Source organism: Halopelagius longus, assembly GCF_900100875.1.
In the GTDB taxonomy this organism is placed as follows: Archaea; Halobacteriota; Halobacteria; order Halobacteriales; family Haloferacaceae; genus Halopelagius; species Halopelagius longus.
Genome location: NZ_FNKQ01000001.1, coordinates 1,013,312 through 1,033,273, shown reverse-complemented (window position 1 = coordinate 1,033,273; position 19,962 = coordinate 1,013,312). Strand labels below are relative to the sequence as shown.

Sequence of the window (19,962 nt, the reverse complement as noted above, 5' to 3'; positions counted from 1 at the left end):
CTTCAAACTCGCGGATTCGTGCATACATGGGTGTTGGAATCGTCGGATGTGGGCACGTTCGTGGATAGGGATCAGCAGATACCGTCGGCGGCGTCCGGGTCGAGGTTCGACCCCTGCCGGACGGGCGTCGTCTCCCCCGTCTCCAGGTTCACGACCATCGCCTGCCCGCCGAACCCGTGCGTCTGGTCGTGGCCCCGGACGACGACGCAGGTGACGTCGTCCGGCAGATCGACGCTCTCGGAGCGCGTGAACTCGCGCGTCCCGTGAGAGTGCAGTAGGTCGCGGCGGACGAGTACCGTGCCGTCGGTCGTCTCTATCTGCCACCAGTCGGCGTACCCCTCCTCGCCGTCGTCGTCGTGATAGAGCGTCACGTCGAACCGGTGGACGCCGTTCATCACGCGCCAATCGACGGCCGTGACGTTCGCCTCCCGGAGGTCCAACCCCTCCGGCGTCTCGGTTGCGGTGGCCGTCCCGTCCGTCTCGTTCGTCGCGGTTCCGTTCGTCGCCGTCTCGTTTTCGGGCGTCGTCTCCGTCTCGGTTTCCGTCTCCGTCGGCGTCTCCGTCGCCGTTTCCGTCACGGTTTCGGAGGCGCTCACCCCGGTAGCGGTGTCGTCCAACGGCGTGCCGAACCCGCCCGGCGGGTCCTCCGTCCCCGGCGTTCGACGTTCGCGCTCGGAACACCCGGCGAACGGAACGCTCGCCGCGCCGAGCAGAGCGAGGAGGCGTCTCCGAGTCACCATGCGTTCGCTTCGTGCCGACGCCGCAAAAAGCAGAGGAGACACGTCAGCGCGTGCAAACGAGAGAGACTGCACGAGAGCGACGACGGAGACGAGCGGAGACGCGGCGCGGAGTCGCGTCCGGCACGCCTCAGAGGCCGTTTACTCCGCTTCGTACAGGGGGAACTCGTCGCAGAGTTGTTGTACCCTCTCGGACACCTCGGCGACGACGTCCTCGTCGTCGTAGTTGTCGACGACGCGGGCGATGAGTTCGCCCACCTCGCGGGTGGCCGCCTCGTCGAACCCGCGGGTCGTCAGCGCCGCCGTGCCCGCGCGGATACCGCTGGGGTTGAACGACGAACGCGTCTCGCCGGGGACGGTGTTGGCGTTGAGGACGATGCCGGCGTCCTCCAACGCCGCCTCGACGTCCTTGCCGGTGGTGTCGGGGTTCGAGGGACGCAGGTCCACGAGGACGAGGTGGTTGTCCGTGCCGCCGGAGACGACTTCGAGGCCCTCCTGTTTGAGCGTCTCCGCGAGGGCCCGCGCGTTGGCGACGGTCCGTTCGGCGTACTCCTCGAACTCGGGTTGAAGCGCCTCGTGGAAGCCGACGGCTTTGCCCGCGATGTTGTGCATCAGGGGACCGCCCTGCCCGCCGGGGAAGACGGCCTTGTCGATGTCGTCGGCGTACTCCTCGGAGGACATGATGATGCCGCCGCGGCCCGCGCGGATGGTCTTGTGCGTCGAACCGGTCACGAAGTCGGCGACGCCGACGGGCGAGGGGTGGACGCCCGCGGCGACCAGACCCGTGATGTGGGCGATGTCCGCGAGGTGGTAGGCGTCCGCGTCGTCGGCAACCTCCTGGATGCGCTCCCACTCCACCGCGCGCGGGTACGCGGAGTACCCGGAGACGATGATGTCGGGGTCGAACTCCTCGGCTTTCGCTTCCAAGTCGTCGTAGTCGATGTAGCCCGTCTCGGGGTCCACCTGATACTGCTCTACCTCGTACAGTTGGCCGGTGAAGTTCGCGGGGTGGCCGTGACTGAGGTGGCCGCCGTGGCTCAGCTCCAAGGAGAGAATCTTGTCGCCGGCGTCGAGCATCGCGAGGTAGACGCCCATGTTCGCCTGCGTCCCCGAGTGCGGTTGGACGTTGACGTACTCCGCGCCCCACAGTTCCTTCGCGCGTTCGATTGCGAGTTCCTCCACCTCGTCTGCGTACTCGCAACCCGCGTAGTACCGAGAGCCGGGGTACCCCTCGGCGTACTTGTTCGTGAGGGTGCTCCCTTGGGCTTCGAGCACCGCGCGGCTAACGTGGTTCTCGCTCGCTATCATCGCGAGCGTGTTCCGTTGTCGTTCGTCCTCGCCCGACAGCGCATCTGCGACGGCGGGGTCGACGTCGCGGACGTGACTGTAATCCATGTGTGAGACGGGACGCGTTCGGCCAATAAGTGTGTTCACTTTGGCGACGACTGCCCCTTCTTCTGTACACGTCGGTGCAACGGACGTCCGGACGGGCGACGCCGAACGCCGCTCCCGACGGACGACAGATTCAAATTACGAGGTAACGAACAACTGAATACTCTCACGTACTCGGTTTATTAATTCACTGTTCGAACAGTATACTTTCTCGGAGCGAGAACAGAATTTCTTCGTGTTGGGCTTGTTACAAGCCCGTACGAAGGTGATTACGACCCACCTACTGCGTTAATATTAAATAATCTCGAGCTCATATTGTGGGTATGGCTATCCGTTCTAATATGCTCGCAGAGGGGGTAGAGGAGATTCTCCGCTCCGCTCTCTCGGCGGGTGGCGAGGAGGTTCTCGTCGTCGACCCGACGGCGGACGTGGTCGAGACGCTCGTCAGCGTGGCGTCCGAACTCGGCGGAGACACCCCCACCGTCCGAATGGTGGCCGAGGAATCGCTCCTGAAAGACGTGATGGACGACTTCATCGTCGCCAGCAACGCCGCCGACCTCGTCGAGTCGGGCACGCTGTCGATGCGGACGACGACGGAGGGAGCCGAGAACGCCCTCCTCGTGACCGGCGACTCCGTCGTCGCACTCGTCACCGCGGGCGACCGGGTGGCCGGACTCGTCACCGAAGACGAGGAGTTCGTCTCGCAGGCGCGCGAGACGTACCGCACCCAGTGGGAGGAGTCCCCGACGTTCAAACTCCGCACGCCGCCGCTATCGAAGGTCCGCTCGACGCTCGAAGCCGACATCGGGCCGGAGGCGCGCGACGACTTCGACGCCGTCCTCTCGTCGCTTCGGACCGCCCGCGGCGACGGCGACGGACTCGACGAGGTGACCATCAGCCTCCTCGTCGCCGCGAAGAACGACGTCCTGCTCTACGACGTCTCGAAGTGGGGCGAAGACGTCGGCATCGCCAGCAAGGCGACGTTCTCCCGGACGAAGACGAAACTCGAAGACATGGGCCTCATCGACACCGAGAAGGTGCCCATCGACGTCGGCCGACCCCGACTCCGCCTCAAACTCGGCGACGACCGACTGGTCAACGCCGACCCGACGCAACTCGCCGGCGTCGCCCAGAACCTCCTCTCGTAGGCGTCGTCCGTCGTCTCCCCGCTCTCCGCCCGAGTTCTCCGTCTCGCCGTCTTTCGATTTCGGCGTCTCGTCCCGACGCCACGACCGCACATCCCCGCGCTTTTTCCCCGGTTCGTCCGTCTGTCGACCCGTGACATCCAACGACATCGCTCTCGTCGGGAGTGGCCCCGCCGCCGAGGCGGTTCGCGCGGCGTTCGAGGACGTGGACGCCGCCGTCTCCGACGCCTCGCCGGACGAGGCGGGAGACGCGCACCTGAGCGTCGTCGTCGCGCCCGCGGGGGCGAACGCCCCGCGCGCGGTGGATGAACGCGGCGGCCGACTGGTCGTCGTCGAAATCGGCGGCGTCGGCGGCCGTCCGGTCGCGGACGTGGACGCCGCCGTCTCCGCGTTCGACCCCGGCGGAGCGCGGTTCTCCGACCTCTGCGCCCGCGTCGCCGCGACGACGGAGGGCGAGGAGTCGCCGTCGGGAGAGCGAAGCGCCGTCCGACTCGCGGGCGCACTCGCCGGTCGGCGGGCCGTCGCCCTCCTCGCGGACGACGAGTCGGTGGTCGGTACGGTCGCGGAAGTCGCCGGAACGGGCGTCGTCGCCGAGCGACCGATTCTGCCGGTGCCGGACCCTTCGACCCGCGACCGGCGGGTGCGGCGGGAGTACCGCGAGGCGAGCGTGGACGACTCGCTGGCGCGTGCGGAACGCGCACTCGACGACCGAACCGGCGTCGTCGCGCAGGTGGGCGAACGCGAGTCGTTCCCGGTCCCCTACTACCTCGCGCAGACGACGGAGACGAGAGGGTTCAGCGACGTCCGCGCCGCGGAGTTCGCCGCGGGCGTGGACCCCGACTGGGACGCCGCGTTCATGAAAGCCCTCGGCGAAGGCCTCGAACGCTACTGCGCGGGCGTCTACCGGTCCTCGGAGTTCACCGTCGCGCCGGAGCGAACGCGCGCGAACCCCGTCTCCCCGTCGCGGTTCGTGCGCCCCGATTCCTACCGGGCGCCCGACCCCGAGGAGCCCATTCCGTGGGTCGAGGGCGAGCGACTCGAAACCGGAGAGGAGGTGTCGCTCCCCGCCGAGTTCGTCCACTACCCGCCGCCGAACGAGCGACACAAACCCTCGATCACAACCGGGTTGGGACTCGGCAACTCGGGCGTAGAAGCGCTTCTCTCGGGTCTCTACGAGGTAGTCGAACGCGACGCGACGATGCTGTCGTGGTACTCGACGTTCGACCCTCTCGCCCTCGACGTCGAAGACGAGGGCTACGCCGAACTGGAGAAACGAGCGCGCGCGGAGAATCTGACCGCGACGCCGCTTTTGGTCACGCAGGACGTGGACGTTCCGGTCGTCGCCGCGGCGGTCCACCGCGACGGCGAGTGGCCGAACTTCGCCGTCGGGTCGGGGGCGTCGCTGGACCCCGCGGACGCCGCGCGGTCCGCGCTGGCGGAGGCGTTGCAGAACTGGATGGAACTTCGGGCGATGGGACCGGAGCAGGCGGCCGAGGAAGGCGGCGCTATCGGCGCGTACGCGGACTTCCCCGAGGCCGCACGGGAGTTCGTCGACGCCGGTCCGGCGGTTCCGGCGTCGAGCGTCGGCCCCGACGAGATGCCGACGGGCGAGGCGGAACTCGACGCGGTAGTCGAACGCGTCGCAGACGGCGGGTTAGACGCCTACGCCGCGCGGACGACGACGGCGGACGTGGAGCGACTCGGGTTCGAGGCCGTCCGCGTCGCGATTCCGGAGGCCCAACCGCTGTTTCAGGGCGACCCCTTCTTCGGCGACAGGGCGGCGTCGGTCCCCGAGGAGATGGGATTCGAACCGCGACTCGACGGCCCGTACCACCCGTATCCGTAAGCGAACAGCCGACACGATTTCCGCCCGCACGGCGGCGTGTCGGACGCCCGCGAGTCGCCGTGCGGTGATTCCGCGGCGGATGCGGCGAGTGGCCGCCCCATCCGAGAAAAACTCTCGTCCGTTCAGACGCCGAACGTCGCCCGGAGCATGTCGCGCGTCCCCGGGCCGAGTCCGACGGCGAGGACGGCGACGAGGAGCAGAATGGAGTAGCGGGGGCTCTCCTCGAAGATACCCTCCTCGAACACCCAGACGACGAACGTCGCCGCCGCGAGTTTGATGATGAGGAACGGCCACGTGTCGCCCGTCACCGCGAGAACGCTCGCGGGGAGGACGTTCGACGTGACGTCCACGACGAACTGGTTGACGGGGTGCTTCGGCACGAGGTTCCGCCCGGCGTTCAGCGCCGGCATCCAGTCGAGGCCGATGACGTTCGCCACGCCGTCGACGGCGTGGCCCCAGATGATGACGAAGCCGATGAATCCCGTCCCGGCGTTTATCTGCGGCGCGAAGCGCTCGATGAGCCACCACGTCGCGCCCGCCGAGAGCGTCGCGCCGACGAGCGTCGCGACGAGCACCTGCGGGTAGAACTCCACGCCCGGCGCACCGGTGACGACCAACGAGACGAAGTAGCCGAGCGTGAGTGCGAGGACGCCCGTTCCGATGCCGAACAGCGGCTTCTCGTACCCGTCGACGAGTCCGGCCCGGTCGGCCGTGACGCTCGCGAGGACGGCGGCGAGCGTGATGCCGAAGACGGTAAAGTAGATTATCGGGCTGATGACGAGCGTGTTCCACGGGTAGCTGATGAGTGCGTCCGTCGCGCCGGGCGTGTCGTTCGCGTCCTCGACGACGCGAAGCGCGCCGCCGAAGAACATGAACGGCAAGAGAGCGTAGAAGAAGCGCCGCTCCGTGCCGATGTCGAGGCGGCGGAGGAGGAAGACCAGTCCCGAGAGGGCGACGAGCAGGGTGACCATGTACCCCACCTCCGAGACGAGCGTGTAGCCGGGGTACGCCACCGGTTCCGGGGCGGCGGCGCACGCCTGCGCACTGTCGAGGTACTGCGTGACCCCGTTCGTCCGAACCGCACAGACCGCCGAGTTGGCGTCGGCCTGCACCGGGCCCCAGAAGTAGTGCCAGATGAAGCGGTCGTAGACGAGTTCGGGGAAGGCGAGCCATCCGCCGACCAGAATCGCGAGGATAGCCGCCACCGAACCGCCCCACAGACGTTCGGGGTCGGCGCCGACCCGTTCTGCAACCGTTGCCATACCTCAATGGCCGGCGTCGGTGGTGTTGAGGATTCCGGTCTCTGACGCGGCGGCGGACCGGCGAGCGCTCGATTCCGCGGGGACGCCCCTCAGATGGGGAGCGAGCGGTCCTCGAAGTCGGTCCCGAGGATGACCATCGTCTGCGACCGCGAGAAGCCGTCCATCTCGGCGATTTCGTCGAACATGAGTTCGCGGAGGGCGTCGGTGTCCTCGGCGAACACGCGGAGCATCACGTCCCACTCGCCGGTCGTGAGGTGGACCTCTTGGACGCCCTCGATCTCGCGGAGGCGTTCGAGCGCGTCCTCCTCGCGGCCCTGTTGGACGCGGAGACCGACGAGCGCGGAGGTGCCGAAGCCCACCTCTCGGGCGTTCACTTTCGCGTGGTACCCCTCGATGACGCCCGACTCTTCCATCCGACCGACTCGGTCGTGGACGGTGGCGCTGGACATGTCGATTTGACGCGCGATTTCGCTGAACGGGGTTCGCGCGTCCGCCTGGAGGATGCGGAGAATCGCCCGATCCGTCTCGTCGAGTTCCATAGTAATGCGTGGAGGACCCGCGACTTTTGGTTTGCGAATCGCACACTCGATCCGCCGACCGAACCCAGCAGATTTTACCCTCGCTATCGCGTCCTTCTCGGACGTGTCCGAGGAGTTGCCGCCAGACGTCCGCGCGACGCTCGTTCGACTGTTCGAGGAGGCCGCCGAGGACGCGCGCACCCGCGACGAGGAGTCGGTTCGAACGCGCCTCGAAACCGTCGAGGCGGTCACGGACGACGACGTACCGCCCGGCTCCGGGAAGGAACGACTCCGGCACGGGTGCGCGCAGGTCCGAAAGACTGTCGAGAACGAACCGCTCGTCGCCGCCGAGTACCTGCAGGCGATGCGGCGACTCGTCGACGAGGACGCCGACGGACCGGGAGTCGACGTCGACTCCCGGGACGGCGACGACGGAGGCGAAGAGAGAGACGAAGGCGAAAGCGGACTCGACGGCGGAACCCCCGACGAAGACGAGGAGGAGGACGCCGACGAGGACGCCGCGCCCGACGGCGGAACCGACGCCGACTCCTCCTGACGACGATTAACTCAATTTCGAGTCCGAGTACCTTTTTGTGGCTTCCGGTCTTGCATCCGGATATGCGCCCCGCCGATGCAGTCCGACAACTCGAGTACGCGGTTGCACCGACCACCGGTACGTACGACTACGAACTCACTCACTGGGCGAGCGCGTACGAGGAGGCGTTTGCCGACGTGACGGAGCGCGGCGACCTCCACGACGTGATGAACGTCATCGAGCAGGTGTGCGAGGAGTGCTCCGAGGACTCCCGTCCGTCCCCCGAGCAGGTGGAGGTGGTGGCCGACTCCGTCCTCACGAGCGGCGGACGCCCCATCACCGACGGCGGTGACGACGCGGACGCATCGGACCGGTAACGACTTCTTTCTCTTCGACTCGGTCGCGTTTTCGTCGCGTTCGACGCACTTTCTTCGGCCGTAACGCGTATCACCGTCGGCCCGCGTCTACGTAGACGCTCCCGCGAATTGGCTCTACCTCTCTCGCGGGAGTTGCGACGCTCGTCGCCGGATGGCTCCGTCGTTGCGGGCGTCGCGCTCTCGGTCCCCGCTTCCGAACCCGGTAGCGACCGCTGTCTCCACGTTCGGACGTGTAGAAGGGAGGAGGGAGTTTAACTTCCGAGACTCGCTGACGCTCGTCTCGGCGTTCAAATCCTCCGTCAGATTCACGCTCCTCGCTGTCGCTCGGAGACGTAGAATGCGAGGGGAGGGATTTGAACCCACGGACTCCTACGAGAGCGGATCTTGAGTCCGCCGCCTTTTCCAGACTCGGCCACCCTCGCGCGTGTACTCGTGGGGAACCGCGCCGCTAAAACGTTCCGAATCCCGCTCTGCCGAGAGCGTTCGGCGGGGCGAAACGTCGCCTCACTCGCCCGCCGTCCGTCCCTCGACGACGGACTCGGACCGTTCGTCGAACCGCCGAGGCTCCGACGAACCGAGTTTCTCGCGGAGGAGGCTCGGCACCTTCTCCTTGGCGAGGAGGAACCCCCCGACGCCCGCGGCGGGGAGGACGACGGCGAGAAGCACCGTCAGGAGTCCCGCCCCGAACGGGCCGAACCCGACGCCCGCGCACGCGAAGACGAACACCGCGACGCGGGGGAGATTCTCCTCTAGGACCCCTGCGATACCCGCCGCCCAGTCCGCCGCCGCGGTCGGAACCTCCGCCAGACGCTCGCCGGTCGTAGCCATACCGGTACGATGAACGACGGGACCCATAGCCCTTGGCCCGCCGCGCCGCCTCGTCGCGCTTCGTCGCGCTTCGTCGCACCTCGTCGCCTCTCGGTCGCCGGTTCGAGCGATGGGATTACGTGAGTCACGGACGGAGGAGTGGTATGGACGAACACACCCGCGACCCGAGCGTCGCCCCGCCGCTCGGGAACCCGACGGGGTGGCGAACGGACGAACGCGTGTGGGAGCACGCGACGCTCCGCCGCGCGGTCGAACACGGCGTCCGCTTGTTCAACTCCGGAGAGTTCCACGAGAGCCACGACTGCTTCGAAGACGAGTGGTACAACTACGGATCCGGGAGCGCCGAGTCGGCGTTCCTCCACGGGATGGTCCAAGTCGCCGCGGGCGCGTACAAGCACTTCGACTTCGAGAACGACGCGGGCATGCGGTCGCTCTTCACCACCGCGTTGCAGTACCTCCGCGGGCTCCCGGACGACTTCTACGGCGTGGACGTCGCGGACGTGCGCGAGACGCTCGAAGCGGCGCTCGAAGACCCGACGGTGCTCCACGGCTGGCAGATCACGATAGACGACCAGCAACCGGAGGCGTACGACGTGGACTACGAGTACGCCGAGAAGCTCGACTAGCGCCGTCCGTCCGTATCGGCCCGAATCTTAACCCATTTCCCGCTCCGCCGTTTGGGTGTCTCCATGCGAATTTACGAACTGGGGGAGGGAAAGCCGGAGGTGGCCGTCGTCGGAACCATCCACGGCGACGAACCCTGCGGCGTCCGGGCGATAGAGCGCTTCATCGCGACGGAACCCGACGTGGAGCGCCCGGTGAAACTCATCGTCGCCAACGAGGAGGCCCTCGAAGCGAACGTCCGCTACGTCGAAGAGGACCTCAACCGCGTGTTCCCCGGCGACCCGGACGCCGACAGTCACGAACGCCGCCTCGCACACGACGTGCTCCGGGAGGTTCGCGACTGCACGACGCTCTCGCTTCACTCGACGCAGTCGTACGGAAAACCGTTCGCGCTCGTCGACACCGTCGGGGCCGCGTCCCGCGCTATCTGCCCGCACCTCCCCATCCAAGAACTGGTCGAGACGGCCGAGTTCGTCGGCGGCCGCCTCATCGACCACACCCACAACATCGACGTCGAGTGCGGTCTGCAGGGGACCGACGAGGCCGCCGAGAACGCCTACTGGCTCGTCCGGGCGTTCCTCGCCGCGACGGGCGTCCTCGCCGCGCCGTTGGAGGAAGGGACCGAAGCGCCCCTCTCCTTGGAACGGCGCAACGCCGACGAGGTGTCCGTGTACCGCATGCTCGAACGCATCCCCAAGGAACCGGCGAGCACGTACGAGGTGTTCGTGGACAACTTCGAACTCGTCGAGCGAGGCGACCGCTTCGCGGCGGCCGACGAACGGGAGTTCACCGCCGACCGCGACTTCTACCCGGTGCTGCTCTCGGCGTACGGCTACGAGGACGTGTTCGGCTACGCCGCGGACAAAGTCGGAACGCTCGCCTGAGTCGCCGCGGCTCCCTCCCTTCGTCACCTCTCGGCTTCGTTTCTCTGCGCCTCCGCTACTCCTCTTTCGGCGCGAACTCGACCATCGTCAGGTCCCTGTCGAGGTGACAGACGTCGTGCGGGGGGTCGCCGAGAACCTCGCTGATGCGGTACTCCTCGTCGAACTCCGCGCCGTCGGGGACGCAGTACTCGTGACTCGGACACTGCGTGTGCGGGCACGGCCCTTCGAGTTTCGCTTTGCTTCCGGCGTAGGACCCCTTGGCGGCGACGTTCGCCGTCACCGAGGCGGGTTCGACTTCGACCGCTCGGACGCCGGTGTCGTGGACGGCGCAGTCGAGCAGTTGGGCGTTCTCCCGGACGTCGGTCACCCGATAGCGGGTCCCCTCCGCGAGGTTCAGACACTGTTTGCGGTACGGGCACCCTTCGCACAGTTCGGACGGACCCTCGTACACGAACTCGCGTCCGATATCGGCGAGGCGGTCCCCGATGAGCGTGACCTTCGTCATTCGTCGTCGCCACTAATCGAGCCGTCCGCATAACGTTGTGCGTCGCGCCCGGTCAACTCGTCGAGTCGCTCGAAGTACTCCTCGCGCGGCACCTGATACAGCGACCGGTAGTCCACCTCGCCGGCGTCGAACTCCCGGGCGAGTTCCTCGGCGGCGGCCACCGCCTCCTCGCGACTGTCGTACGTCTCCGGGGCCGCCTCCACCTGCGGTTCGAGGTACAGCGTCACGTTCCACGTCGTCCCCTCCAGTTGGGCGGCCCCCGGACGCCGCGCGCGGGACCCGTTCGAGACGAAAATCGTCGGCAGGCACTCCGCGGGAAACTCCCCTTCTTTGAACACGTCCGGGCGGTAGACGAGAATTCTCCGCCCGTCCGGTTCGTCGTTCCACAGCGTCCACCCCGCGGGGGCCTCCTCGTCGGCGCCCTCGGCGGCGTCCGCCGCGTCGTCTGCGTTCATGCGCGTCCGTTCGTGACGGACGGGGAACACCCCTTCGGTCGCCCGCGCGCCCACCCCGTCGGACTCCTGTCAGACATAAAGGAACCGAACTGTGGGTAGATTCTGAGGGTTCACCCCTATCAGGTGCCGCATTTAGACGTGTGGCAAAAATTACTCGCGGAAAGACTTATGTATGTCGCTCACTCACACACATTTAGTCTCGGTCGACCGGACCGAGCGACCGACCCTCTCCGGACGGTCCGCCGAAACCCAGACGTTCTGTCGCTATTCGTCGACTCGTCGCCGTCGCCCGTCGAAGACTCGTCGCGCGTCCGAGGAGGGTGGTATGGACAAGCATGCCACGACACCGGGCTTCGACGAGCCGAACTCAGACGACCGGGAGCGAGAGCTCCGGCGCTGAGCGTCGCTCGCCGGGGTCTACCAACGTTCGATGCGACGCACTCCGGGCGCGTCCCGGGCGTACGGTCGCTCAGTCCCGTCGGGACTCCGTCTATCAACAATGAACGGTGATATCGAAACCCTCGCAGACCTGAGCAAGCACTACAAAGACTCCGTGCCCGCGGACCTCCGCGAGGCAAAGAGCTTCGACTGGTACCTGCAAGAGGTCTACGACGACCCCAGAATCGCTCGCAACGCGCACCAGCGCGTTGCCGACATGTTCGACCACTACGGCACCGCTTACGACGAGGAGGCCGGCGTCGTCGAGTACCTGATGGCCTCGGAGGACCCCATACACGACGGGGAGAACACCTTCTACGGCCGCGAAGTCCACGAGTCCATCCACGAGTTCGTGAACAAGGTGAAGTCGGGCGCTCGCGGCCTCGGGCCGGAGAAGCGCATCAAACTGCTGCTCGGCCCCGTCGGCTCCGGGAAGTCGCACTTCGACTGGATGGTCCGCCGCTACTTCGAGGACTACACGATGCGCGACGAAGGCCGGATGTACACCTTCCGGTGGACGAACCTGACCGACGTCATCCGCGACCAAGACCCCGCGGACGCCGTCGTGCAGTCGCCCATGAACCAAGACCCGCTCGTGTTGATTCCGCAGGAACAGCGCGACGTGATAATCGAACGCCTCAACGAGCAACTCGACGCGCCGTACACCATCCGCAACGACCAAGCGCTGGACCCGGCGTCGGAGTTCTACATGGACACCCTGCTGGCGTACTACGACGACGACTTACAGCAGGTGTTGGAGAACCACGTCGAGATAATCCGCCTCGTCGCCTCCGAGAACAAGCGTCAGTGCGTCGAGACGTTCGAACCGAAGGACAAGAAGAACCAAGACGAGACCGAACTCACCGGCGACGTCAACTACTCGAAACTCGCCGTGTACGGCGAGTCCGACCCGCGCGCGTTCGACTACTCCGGGGCGTTCTGTAACGCCAACCGGGGACTGTTCTCCGGGGAGGAACTGCTGAAACTGCAACGGGAGTTCCTCTACGACTTCCTGCACGCGTCGCAGGAACAGACCATCAAGCCCTCGAACAACCCGCGCATCGACATCGACCAGGTCATCGTCGGCCGGACGAACATGCCGGAGTACCGCGAGAAGAAGGGCGACGAGAAGATGGAGGCGTTCAACGACCGGACCAAGCGCATCGACTTCCCGTACGTCTTGGAGTACGAACAGGAGTCGGAGATCTACCGCAAGATGCTCCGGAACGCCGACGTTCCGGACATGCACATCGAACCGCACACCTTGGAGATGGCCGGCCTGTTCGGCGTCCTCACCCGCATCGTCGAACCCGACGGCAGCAACATCACGCTCACGCAGAAGGCGAAAGCCTACAACGGCGAAATCGACGACGCCGACGACGTGGACGTGAAGAAGCTCCGCGAGGAGGGCGAGTCGAAGGCCGACATCGCCGAGGGGATGGAGGGCATCTCCGCTCGCTTCATCGGCGACGAGATAGCCGAAGCCATCATGGACTCGACCCACCGCGGTCGGTCGTACCTCTCGCCGTTGAACGTCTTCGGCCACTTCGAGGAGAACTTAGAGAACCACGGGTCGATCCCCGAGGACAACCTCGAACGCTACCACCGCTACCTCGAGATGGTGCGCGAGGAGTACAAGGAACGCGCAATCGAGGACGTCCGCCACGCCTTGGCGTACGACTTAGACGAGATTCAGCGGCAGGGCGAGAAGTACATGGACCACGTCATGGCGTACATCGACGACTCGACGGTCCAGGACGAACTCACCGGCCGCGAGCAGGAACCCGACGAGAAGTTCCTCCGCTCCGTCGAGGAGAAACTGGAGATTCCCGAGGACCGCAAGGACGACTTCCGCCAAGAGGTGTCGAACTGGGTCTCGCGGCGCGCCCGCGAGGGACAGGCGTTCGACCCGCAGGACAACGACAGACTCCGCCGCGCCCTCGAACGCAAACTCTGGGAGGACAAGAAGCACAACATCAACTTCTCGGCGTTGGTGTCGGCGAACGAACTCGACGACGACGAGCGCAACGCGTGGATAGACGCCTTGGTCGAACAGGGCTACTCGCGCGAGGGCGCACGCGAAGTGCTCGAATTCGCCGGTGCCGAGGTCGCAAAGAGCGAACTCGAGGCCTGATATCCTGATGGGACCGAAGAAGAACTACATCCGTCGGGCGGACGAACGCCTCCGCAGCACCTACGAGGAGCCGATGAGCCTCGGGGAGTACGTCGACGCGGCGTTCGAACAGCCGTCCATCGCCTCGCACGCCTCGAAGTACCTCGTCGAGGCCATCGAGTCGAAGGGCACGCGGACGGTCATCGAGGAGGGCGAGGAGCGACAGCGCTACCGCTTCTTCGACGACCCCGCCAACGACGGCGAACACGCCATCCTCGGCAACACCGAGGTGCTCAACCGGTTCGTCGACGACCTGCGGACCATCGCCGCCGAGCGTGGGAAAGGAGAGAAGATAATCTGGTTCGACGGTCCCACGGCGACGGGGAAGTCGGAGCTGAAGCGCTGTCTCGTCAACGGCCTCCGCGAGTACTCGAAGACGGAGGCCGGCCGACGTTACACCGTCGAGTGGAACGTCGCGACCGCTTCCTCCGACACGCGCGGCCTCTCCTACGGCGGCGACACCGACGAGCAACGCGAGGACGACTGGTACGAGAGTCCCGTGCAGTCCCACCCGCTGTCGGTGTTTCCGGACGACGTGAAGCGCGAACTGCTGGCGGACTTGAACGACCGGGGCGGCGACCACATCCCGGTGTCCTTGAACGAGAGCCTCGACCCGTTCTGCCGGGAGGCGTACGACTACCTCGAGGAGATGTACCGCCGGTCGGGCAAGCGCGAACTGTTCAGCGAGGTCACCGACCCGCAACACCTGCGCGTGAAGAACTACGTCGTCGACGTCGGGCAGGGCATCGGCGTCCTCCACTCGGAGGACGACGGCACGCCCAAGGAGCGACTGGTCGGGTCGTGGATGCCGAGCATGCTCCGCGAACTCGACTCCCGCGGGCGGAAGAACCCGCAGGCGTTCAGCTACGACGGCGTCCTCTCGCAGGGCAACAGCCTCCTGACGATAGTCGAGGACGCCACCCAGCACGCCGACCTGCTCCAGAAACTGCTGAACGTCCCCGACGAAGGCCACGTGAAGCTCGACAAGGGAATCGGGATGGACATCGACACCCAGATGCTCATCATCTCGAACCCGGACTTGGACGTCGAACTCGACAAGTACGCCGACAGGAACGGGCGCGACCCGCTGAAGGCGCTGAAGCGCCGCCTCGACAAACACGAGTTCCGGTACCTGACGAACCTCTCTTTGGAGACGGAGCTCATCCACCGCGAACTGACGAACCAGCGGCCGGTGTGGGACATCGAGGACGAAGAGGAGATTCGGGAGCGCATCGAACAGCCCGTCTTCCTCGACGTGCGCGAGGGGCCGGGGTCGATACGGCGACGCGAACTCGCCCCTCACGCCGTCGAGGCCGCGGCGATGTACAGTGTCGTGACGCGCCTCGAATCCGAGGACGTGCCCGGCGAGTACGACATCGTGGACAAGGCGCTGCTGTTCGACAGGGGCTACATCCAAGAGGGCGACACGCGCGTCGAAATCGACGAGTTCGACTTCGACTCCGACGCCGAGGGGACGCACGGCATCCCCGTGACGTTCACCCGCGACATCATCGCCGACCTCCTGCACGACGACAGGGATAGACACCACCCCACCCTCGACGTGAGTGCGGTGGTGATGCCCGAGGACGTGTTGGACGCGATGGCCGAGGGGCTCCACGACGCCCCGGTGTTCTCGCGGGCGGAACGCGCCGAGTACGAGGGCCGCGTCGCACTCGTCAAGGAGTACATCCTCGACAGACAGGAGGAGGACGTGCTGTCCGCGGTGCTCGCAGAGAAGAACGTCGAACAGGAGACGGTCGAACAGTACGTCGAACACGTCTACGCGTGGGCGGCCGACGAACAGGTGGAGACCGAACGCGGGCCGGTCGACCCCGACCCGCTCATCATGAAGCTGTTCGAGACGGAACACCTCGGGCGGTTCGACGAGAGCGCGTACGCCGGGAACACCCCCTCCTCGACCGTCGAGGAGTTCCGCCGCGAGAAGGTCATCACGGCGCTGAACCGCTACGCGTGGGAGAACCGCGACGAGGGCTTCACCGTCCAAGACGTGGAGCTCTCCGAGATTCCGGTCATCCGCGCGGTGCTCGAATCGCACGACTGGGACGACGTTCGCCGCCTGTTCGAGGACTTCGACCCCGCCCAGTGGGACGACCCGCCGGCGAACACGGAGACCGAACAGGTGAAAGAAGACACGATAGAGCGGATGGTCGACGCCGGCTACACCGAGGCGTCGGCCGAGCTCACGAGTCGCGCAGTCATGCGCGAGGTGCGTTACAGATGGGACTGAGAGAAGACCTCGAACGGTTCCGAGAAGTCGGCGAGGAACGCCGCGAAGACCTCCAAGAGTTCATCAGCTACGGCAACCTCGGCGGTTCGGGACCCGAGAGCATCCAGATACCGATAAAGGTCGTCGACCTCCCGGAGTTCAAGTACGACCGCCTCGATCAAGGCGGCGTCGGACAGGGGAAAGGCGACACGCCCGACGTCGGCCAACCCGTCGGTCCGCCGCAACCCGGAGACGGTGACGGCGACGGCGACGAGGACGGCGACCCGGGCGAGGAGGGCGCAGAGCACGAGTACTACGAGATGGACCCCGAGGAGTTCGCGGAGCAACTCGACGAAGAGCTCGGGTTAGATCTCGAACCGAAGGGCAAGGAGGTCATAGAGGAGATAGAGGGCGACTTCACCGACGTGACGCGCACCGGCCCCAACAGCACGCTCGACTTCGAGCGCCTGTTCAAGGAGGGGTTGAAGCGCAAGCTGTCGATGGACTTCGACGACGAGTTCGTCCGCGAGGCGATGAAAGTCGAAGGCGAGACGCCCGAGTCCGTCTACCGGTGGTGCCGCGAGCAGAACATCCTCGTCTCCCACGCGTGGGTCCAAAACGAGTGGGACGACATCGACGAGGACGAACGCGGCACGTGGAGCTCCTTCGAGGAGATGGAGGAAAACGTCGACCGCCAGACGACGCTCCAGCGCATCCGCCGGGAGGGGCTCCGCGACGTGCCCTTCCGCCAAGAGGACGAGCGCTACCGCCACCCCGAGATAATCGAAAAGAAGCAGAAGAACGTCGTCGTGGTGAACATCCGCGACGTGTCGGGGTCGATGCGCGAACGCAAGCGCGAACTCGTCGAGCGGACGTTCACGCCGCTGGACTGGTACCTCACGGGCAAGTACGACAACGCCGAGTTCGTCTACATCGCCCACGACGCCGACGCGTGGGAGGTCGAACGCGAGGAGTTCTTCGGCATCCGCTCGGGCGGCGGCACCCGAATCTCCAGCGCGTACGACCTCGCAAAGGAGATTCTCGACGAGCAGTACCCGTGGAGCGAGTGGAACCGCTACGTCTTCGCGGCCGGCGACTCCGAGAACTCCTCGAACGACACGACCGAGAACGTCATCCCCCGGATGCGGGAGATCGACGCGAACCTCCACGCGTACGTCGAGACGCAACCCGGCGGCACCGCCATCAACGCGACGCACGCCGAGGAGGTCGAGCGCTCGTTGAGCGACCAAGAGAACGTCGTCGTCTCGTACGTCTCCTCGCCGGAGGACGTGATGGACGCGATATACGAGATACTGAGCACGGAGCAAGAATGAGCACGAAACGTTTCAGACTGACCGCGCGGCGCGAGGCAGAGTCGCTGGAGGAACCCGTCGAGGAGGCGGGCAACCTCGCGCGAAAGCTCGGATTGGAACCGTACCCGGTCAACTACTGGGTCGTAGACCACGACGAGATGAACCAACTCATCGCCTACGGCGGGTTCCAGCGACGCTACCCGCACTGGCGGTGGGGCATGACGTACGACCGCCAGCGCAAGCAGGACCAGTTCGGCATGGGCAAGGCGTTCGAAATCGTCAACAACGACAACCCGAGTCACGCCTTCCTGCAGGAGTCGAACTCGCTGGCCGACCAGAAGGCGGTCATCACGCACGTCGAGGCGCACGCCGACTTCTTCCGCAACAACGAGTGGTTCGGCATGTTCGTCGGCGACACCGAACTCGACGCCGCGGCGATGCTCGAACGGCACGGCGAGGCCATCCAGAAGTACATGGAGGACCCCGAGATAGACCGCGAGGAGGTCGAGAAGTTCATCGACGCCGCGCTCTGTCTCGAGGACACCATCGACCAACACCGGACCCTCGCAGACGCCGTGGAAGGGCGCGAACGCGTCCAACCCGAGGACCTCCGGAAGCGCCTCGACGACATGGACATCTCCTCGGACGTGCGCCGACAGGTGTTCGACGAAGAGTGGTTGGACGACTTCGCCGAGGCCGAAGCCGAGGCCGCAAAGCTCGACGAACCGCGCAAGGACGTGCTGGCGTTCGTCCGCCAACACGGCATGCGCTACGACGAGGAGGAGGGCAAAGCGGTCGAGATGGAACCGTGGCAGAAGGACGTGTTGGACATGCTCCGCACGGAGGCGTACTACTTCGCCGCCCAGAAGATGACGAAGGTGATGAACGAGGGCTGGGCCGCCTACTGGGAGTCGCTCATGATGGGCGAAGAGCAGTTCGCCGGCACGGACGAGTTCATCACGTACGCCGACCACCAGGCCCGCGTTCTCGGGTCGCCCGGACTCAACCCCTACAAGCTCGGGAAGGAGCTGTGGGAGTACATCGAGAACACGACGAACCGCGCGGAGGTGGCCGACAAACTGCTCCGCGTGAAGGGCGTCACGTGGCGGAACTTCCACGAGGTCATCGACTTCGATGAGGTCCAAGAGCTCATCCAGCCGAACCCCGCCATCGACGCCGTCCGCCCGGAGACGCTGGACGAACTCGCCGAACTCGACGAGGACGACCCGCGCATCGACTGGTCGGCGCTCGACGCCGCCCTCTCGGAGGACGGTGACGTGGACGTCGAGTCGTACCCCTGGAAGGTGCTGACGTACGAGGGGCTGGCGGAGCGGCACTTCTCGCTCGTGAAGCCGCAGAACCGCGGCTTCCTCCGCCGCATCCGCCGGTCGGAGCTCGAACAGCTGTCGCGGTACATGTTCGACGACGAGCAGTACGACACCGTCGAGGAGGCCCTCGCCGACGTGGACTACGCCGCCGGGTGGGACCGGATGCGCGAGATTCGCGAGAGCCACAACGACGTGACGTTCCTCGACGCGTTCCTCACGCAGGAGTTCGTCACCGACAACAACTACTTCACCTACGAGTTCACGCGCTCGACCGACCAGTTCCGCGTCGCCAGCGTGGACTACGAGGACGTCAAGAAGAAACTGCTCTTGCAGTTCACGAACTTCGGAAAGCCGACTATCGCCGTCTACGACGGCAACTTCCACAACCGAAACGAGCTGTTGTTGGGCCACCAGTACAACGGTATCATGCTGGACGTCAAGGAGGCGAAGGGCGTCCTCGAACGCCTCTACGACATCTGGGGCCGACCGGTCAACCTCATGACCATCGTCAAGGAGTTCGACGAACACGAGGTGGAAGTCGCCCGCCGCCGCAACCGCGAACCCGTGCCCAAGGAGGTCGGAAAGCGCATCCGGTACGACGGGTCGGCGTTCGAGACGTACGACCTCGACCCGGAACTCGAAGAGCGCATCCAAGCGACCGACATCGACTACGACACCAAGCCCGACGAGTGGCAGTCGTAGTCGGCCACCCCGTCTCTCCCGTCGAACGTCAGTCTATTCTGCTGAATGTCTCCATCGGATACATTATTAACCCCTGAGCCGAGAGTCTGAGACGAACATGTCTGCGGGTGGGGCCGAGTCGAGGGGGTCGGCAGACGACGGTGACGGAGAAACGCTCGCCGAGACGGAGATACACGACGTTCTCAGGAACGACCGGCGCAGGCTGGTCATCGAACGTCTCCGCGACGAGAGCGGCGAGGAAACCGTCGCCGACTTAGCGGAGTGGATAGCGAGCATCGAGTCCGGCGAGTCGCCGCCGCCCCGCAACATCCGACAGAGCGTCTACGTGTCGCTCCACCAGACGCACCTGCCGAAACTCGACGAACTGGGTATCGTCAGGTACGACGACGACGAGAAGCGAGTCGCCATCGCCGACGGCGCGGACGAAGTCGCCGTCTACATGGAAGTCGTCCCGAAGTACGCCATCTCGTGGGCGGAGTACTACCTCGGCGTCGGCGTCCTCGGCCTCCTGTCGGTGCTCGGGCAGGCCGTCGGCGTTCCGACGCTGGCCGCACTCGACCCGACGCTCGTCGCCACCGCGTTTCTCGTTCTCGTCGTCTGCTCGGCGACGTACCAACTGCTCGACCAGCGGAGTTCGGTCCTCCACCGACTCCGGGAGTGAGCGTCGCGACGG

Annotated in this window: 18 protein-coding genes and 1 tRNA gene; 11 read left to right on the top strand and 8 right to left on the bottom strand. The window is 65.9% G+C overall.

The genetic code is table 11. The features are described 5' to 3' along the window. Nucleotides 1–71 precede the first annotated feature (71 nt). Nucleotides 72–740: a hypothetical protein gene (locus tag BLS11_RS05410; RefSeq protein ID WP_092534040.1), complete on the bottom strand. Its 669-nt coding sequence runs from the start codon at nucleotides 738–740 to the stop codon at nucleotides 72–74. 138 nt (nucleotides 741–878) lie between these two features. Next, on the bottom strand, nucleotides 879–2,132 hold the full coding sequence (glyA, locus tag BLS11_RS05405; RefSeq protein ID WP_092534036.1) for a serine hydroxymethyltransferase: 1,254 nt from the start codon (nucleotides 2,130–2,132) through the stop codon (nucleotides 879–881). A 320-nt stretch (nucleotides 2,133–2,452) separates the two neighbouring features. On the opposite strand from glyA, the gene tbsP reads away from it, so the two are divergent. Together tbsP and BLS11_RS05395 are read left to right on the top strand one after the other, a co-directional pair. Beyond that, nucleotides 2,453–3,277: a transcriptional regulator TbsP gene (gene tbsP / locus BLS11_RS05400; RefSeq protein WP_092534032.1), complete on the top strand. Its 825-nt coding sequence runs from the start codon at nucleotides 2,453–2,455 to the stop codon at nucleotides 3,275–3,277. Nucleotides 3,278–3,407: 130 nt separating this feature from the next. Beyond that, nucleotides 3,408–5,120: a YcaO-like family protein gene (locus BLS11_RS05395; RefSeq protein WP_092534029.1), complete on the top strand. Its 1,713-nt coding sequence runs from the start codon at nucleotides 3,408–3,410 to the stop codon at nucleotides 5,118–5,120. 122 nt (nucleotides 5,121–5,242) lie between these two features. Here BLS11_RS05395 and BLS11_RS05390 read toward each other — a convergent pair whose 3' ends face one another. Both BLS11_RS05390 and BLS11_RS05385 read right to left on the bottom strand, forming a co-directional pair. After that, a complete protein-coding gene (locus tag BLS11_RS05390; RefSeq protein WP_092534026.1) occupies nucleotides 5,243–6,382 on the bottom strand; it encodes a DUF63 family protein in 1,140 nt (379 codons plus the stop codon). Between the two features lie 89 nt (nucleotides 6,383–6,471). Continuing rightward, nucleotides 6,472–6,921, bottom strand: coding sequence for an Lrp/AsnC family transcriptional regulator (locus BLS11_RS05385; protein WP_092534024.1), 450 nt, complete (start codon nucleotides 6,919–6,921; stop codon nucleotides 6,472–6,474). Between the two features lie 103 nt (nucleotides 6,922–7,024). Here BLS11_RS05385 and BLS11_RS05380 point away from each other — a divergent pair, with 103 nt between their 5' ends. After that, nucleotides 7,025–7,456, top strand: coding sequence for a DUF8101 family protein (locus BLS11_RS05380; RefSeq protein ID WP_092534021.1), 432 nt, complete (start codon nucleotides 7,025–7,027; stop codon nucleotides 7,454–7,456). Between the two features lie 62 nt (nucleotides 7,457–7,518). Next, complete coding sequence (locus BLS11_RS05375; RefSeq protein ID WP_092534018.1) at nucleotides 7,519–7,812, top strand: hypothetical protein; 294 nt, start codon at nucleotides 7,519–7,521, stop codon at nucleotides 7,810–7,812. 338 nt (nucleotides 7,813–8,150) lie between these two features. Here the strand turns inward: BLS11_RS05375 and BLS11_RS05370 are convergent. Then, a tRNA-Leu gene (locus tag BLS11_RS05370) sits at nucleotides 8,151–8,234 on the bottom strand. Between the two features lie 82 nt (nucleotides 8,235–8,316). Next, the gene (locus tag BLS11_RS05365; RefSeq protein WP_092534015.1) at nucleotides 8,317–8,640 is read right to left on the bottom strand and encodes a hypothetical protein; all 324 of its coding nucleotides are present in this window, start codon (nucleotides 8,638–8,640) and stop codon (nucleotides 8,317–8,319) included. A gap of 143 nt (nucleotides 8,641–8,783) precedes the next feature. Between BLS11_RS05365 and BLS11_RS05360 the strand changes: the two genes are divergently transcribed. Both BLS11_RS05360 and BLS11_RS05355 read left to right on the top strand, forming a co-directional pair. Beyond that, entirely contained in the window at nucleotides 8,784–9,266 is a 483-nt protein-coding gene (locus BLS11_RS05360; RefSeq protein WP_092534012.1) for a DUF309 domain-containing protein, read from the top strand. 63 nt (nucleotides 9,267–9,329) lie between these two features. Beyond that, nucleotides 9,330–10,148, top strand: a complete 819-nt coding sequence (locus BLS11_RS05355; RefSeq protein ID WP_092534009.1) for a M14 family metallopeptidase — start codon at nucleotides 9,330–9,332, stop codon at nucleotides 10,146–10,148. Between the two features lie 55 nt (nucleotides 10,149–10,203). Here the strand turns inward: BLS11_RS05355 and BLS11_RS05350 are convergent, their stop codons facing one another. Then, nucleotides 10,204–10,653: a UPF0179 family protein gene (locus BLS11_RS05350; protein ID WP_092534006.1), complete on the bottom strand. Its 450-nt coding sequence runs from the start codon at nucleotides 10,651–10,653 to the stop codon at nucleotides 10,204–10,206. Beyond that, the gene (locus BLS11_RS05345; protein WP_092534525.1) at nucleotides 10,650–11,108 is read right to left on the bottom strand and encodes a DUF5820 family protein; all 459 of its coding nucleotides are present in this window, start codon (nucleotides 11,106–11,108) and stop codon (nucleotides 10,650–10,652) included. Before BLS11_RS05345 ends, BLS11_RS05350 begins: the two co-directional genes overlap by 4 nt. Nucleotides 11,109–11,607: 499 nt before the next feature. On the opposite strand from BLS11_RS05345, the gene BLS11_RS05340 reads away from it, so the two are divergent. The 5 genes from BLS11_RS05340 (at nucleotide 11,608) to BLS11_RS05320 (ending at nucleotide 19,950) form a co-directional block, all read left to right on the top strand. Then, on the top strand, nucleotides 11,608–13,680 hold the full coding sequence (locus BLS11_RS05340) for a PrkA family serine protein kinase (RefSeq protein WP_092534003.1): 2,073 nt from the start codon (nucleotides 11,608–11,610) through the stop codon (nucleotides 13,678–13,680). Nucleotides 13,681–13,687: 7 nt separating this feature from the next. Continuing rightward, a complete protein-coding gene (locus BLS11_RS05335; RefSeq protein WP_092534000.1) occupies nucleotides 13,688–15,967 on the top strand; it encodes a PrkA family serine protein kinase in 2,280 nt (759 codons plus the stop codon). Further along, nucleotides 15,958–17,280: a YeaH/YhbH family protein gene (locus BLS11_RS05330; protein WP_092533997.1), complete on the top strand. Its 1,323-nt coding sequence runs from the start codon at nucleotides 15,958–15,960 to the stop codon at nucleotides 17,278–17,280. The genes BLS11_RS05335 and BLS11_RS05330 overlap by 10 nt, the downstream gene beginning before the upstream one ends. Continuing rightward, nucleotides 17,277–19,289: a SpoVR family protein gene (locus tag BLS11_RS05325; protein WP_092533994.1), complete on the top strand. Its 2,013-nt coding sequence runs from the start codon at nucleotides 17,277–17,279 to the stop codon at nucleotides 19,287–19,289. The genes BLS11_RS05330 and BLS11_RS05325 overlap by 4 nt, the downstream gene beginning before the upstream one ends. A gap of 97 nt (nucleotides 19,290–19,386) precedes the next feature. Continuing rightward, nucleotides 19,387–19,950: a DUF7344 domain-containing protein gene (locus BLS11_RS05320; protein WP_092533991.1), complete on the top strand. Its 564-nt coding sequence runs from the start codon at nucleotides 19,387–19,389 to the stop codon at nucleotides 19,948–19,950. Nucleotides 19,951–19,962 lie beyond the last annotated feature (12 nt).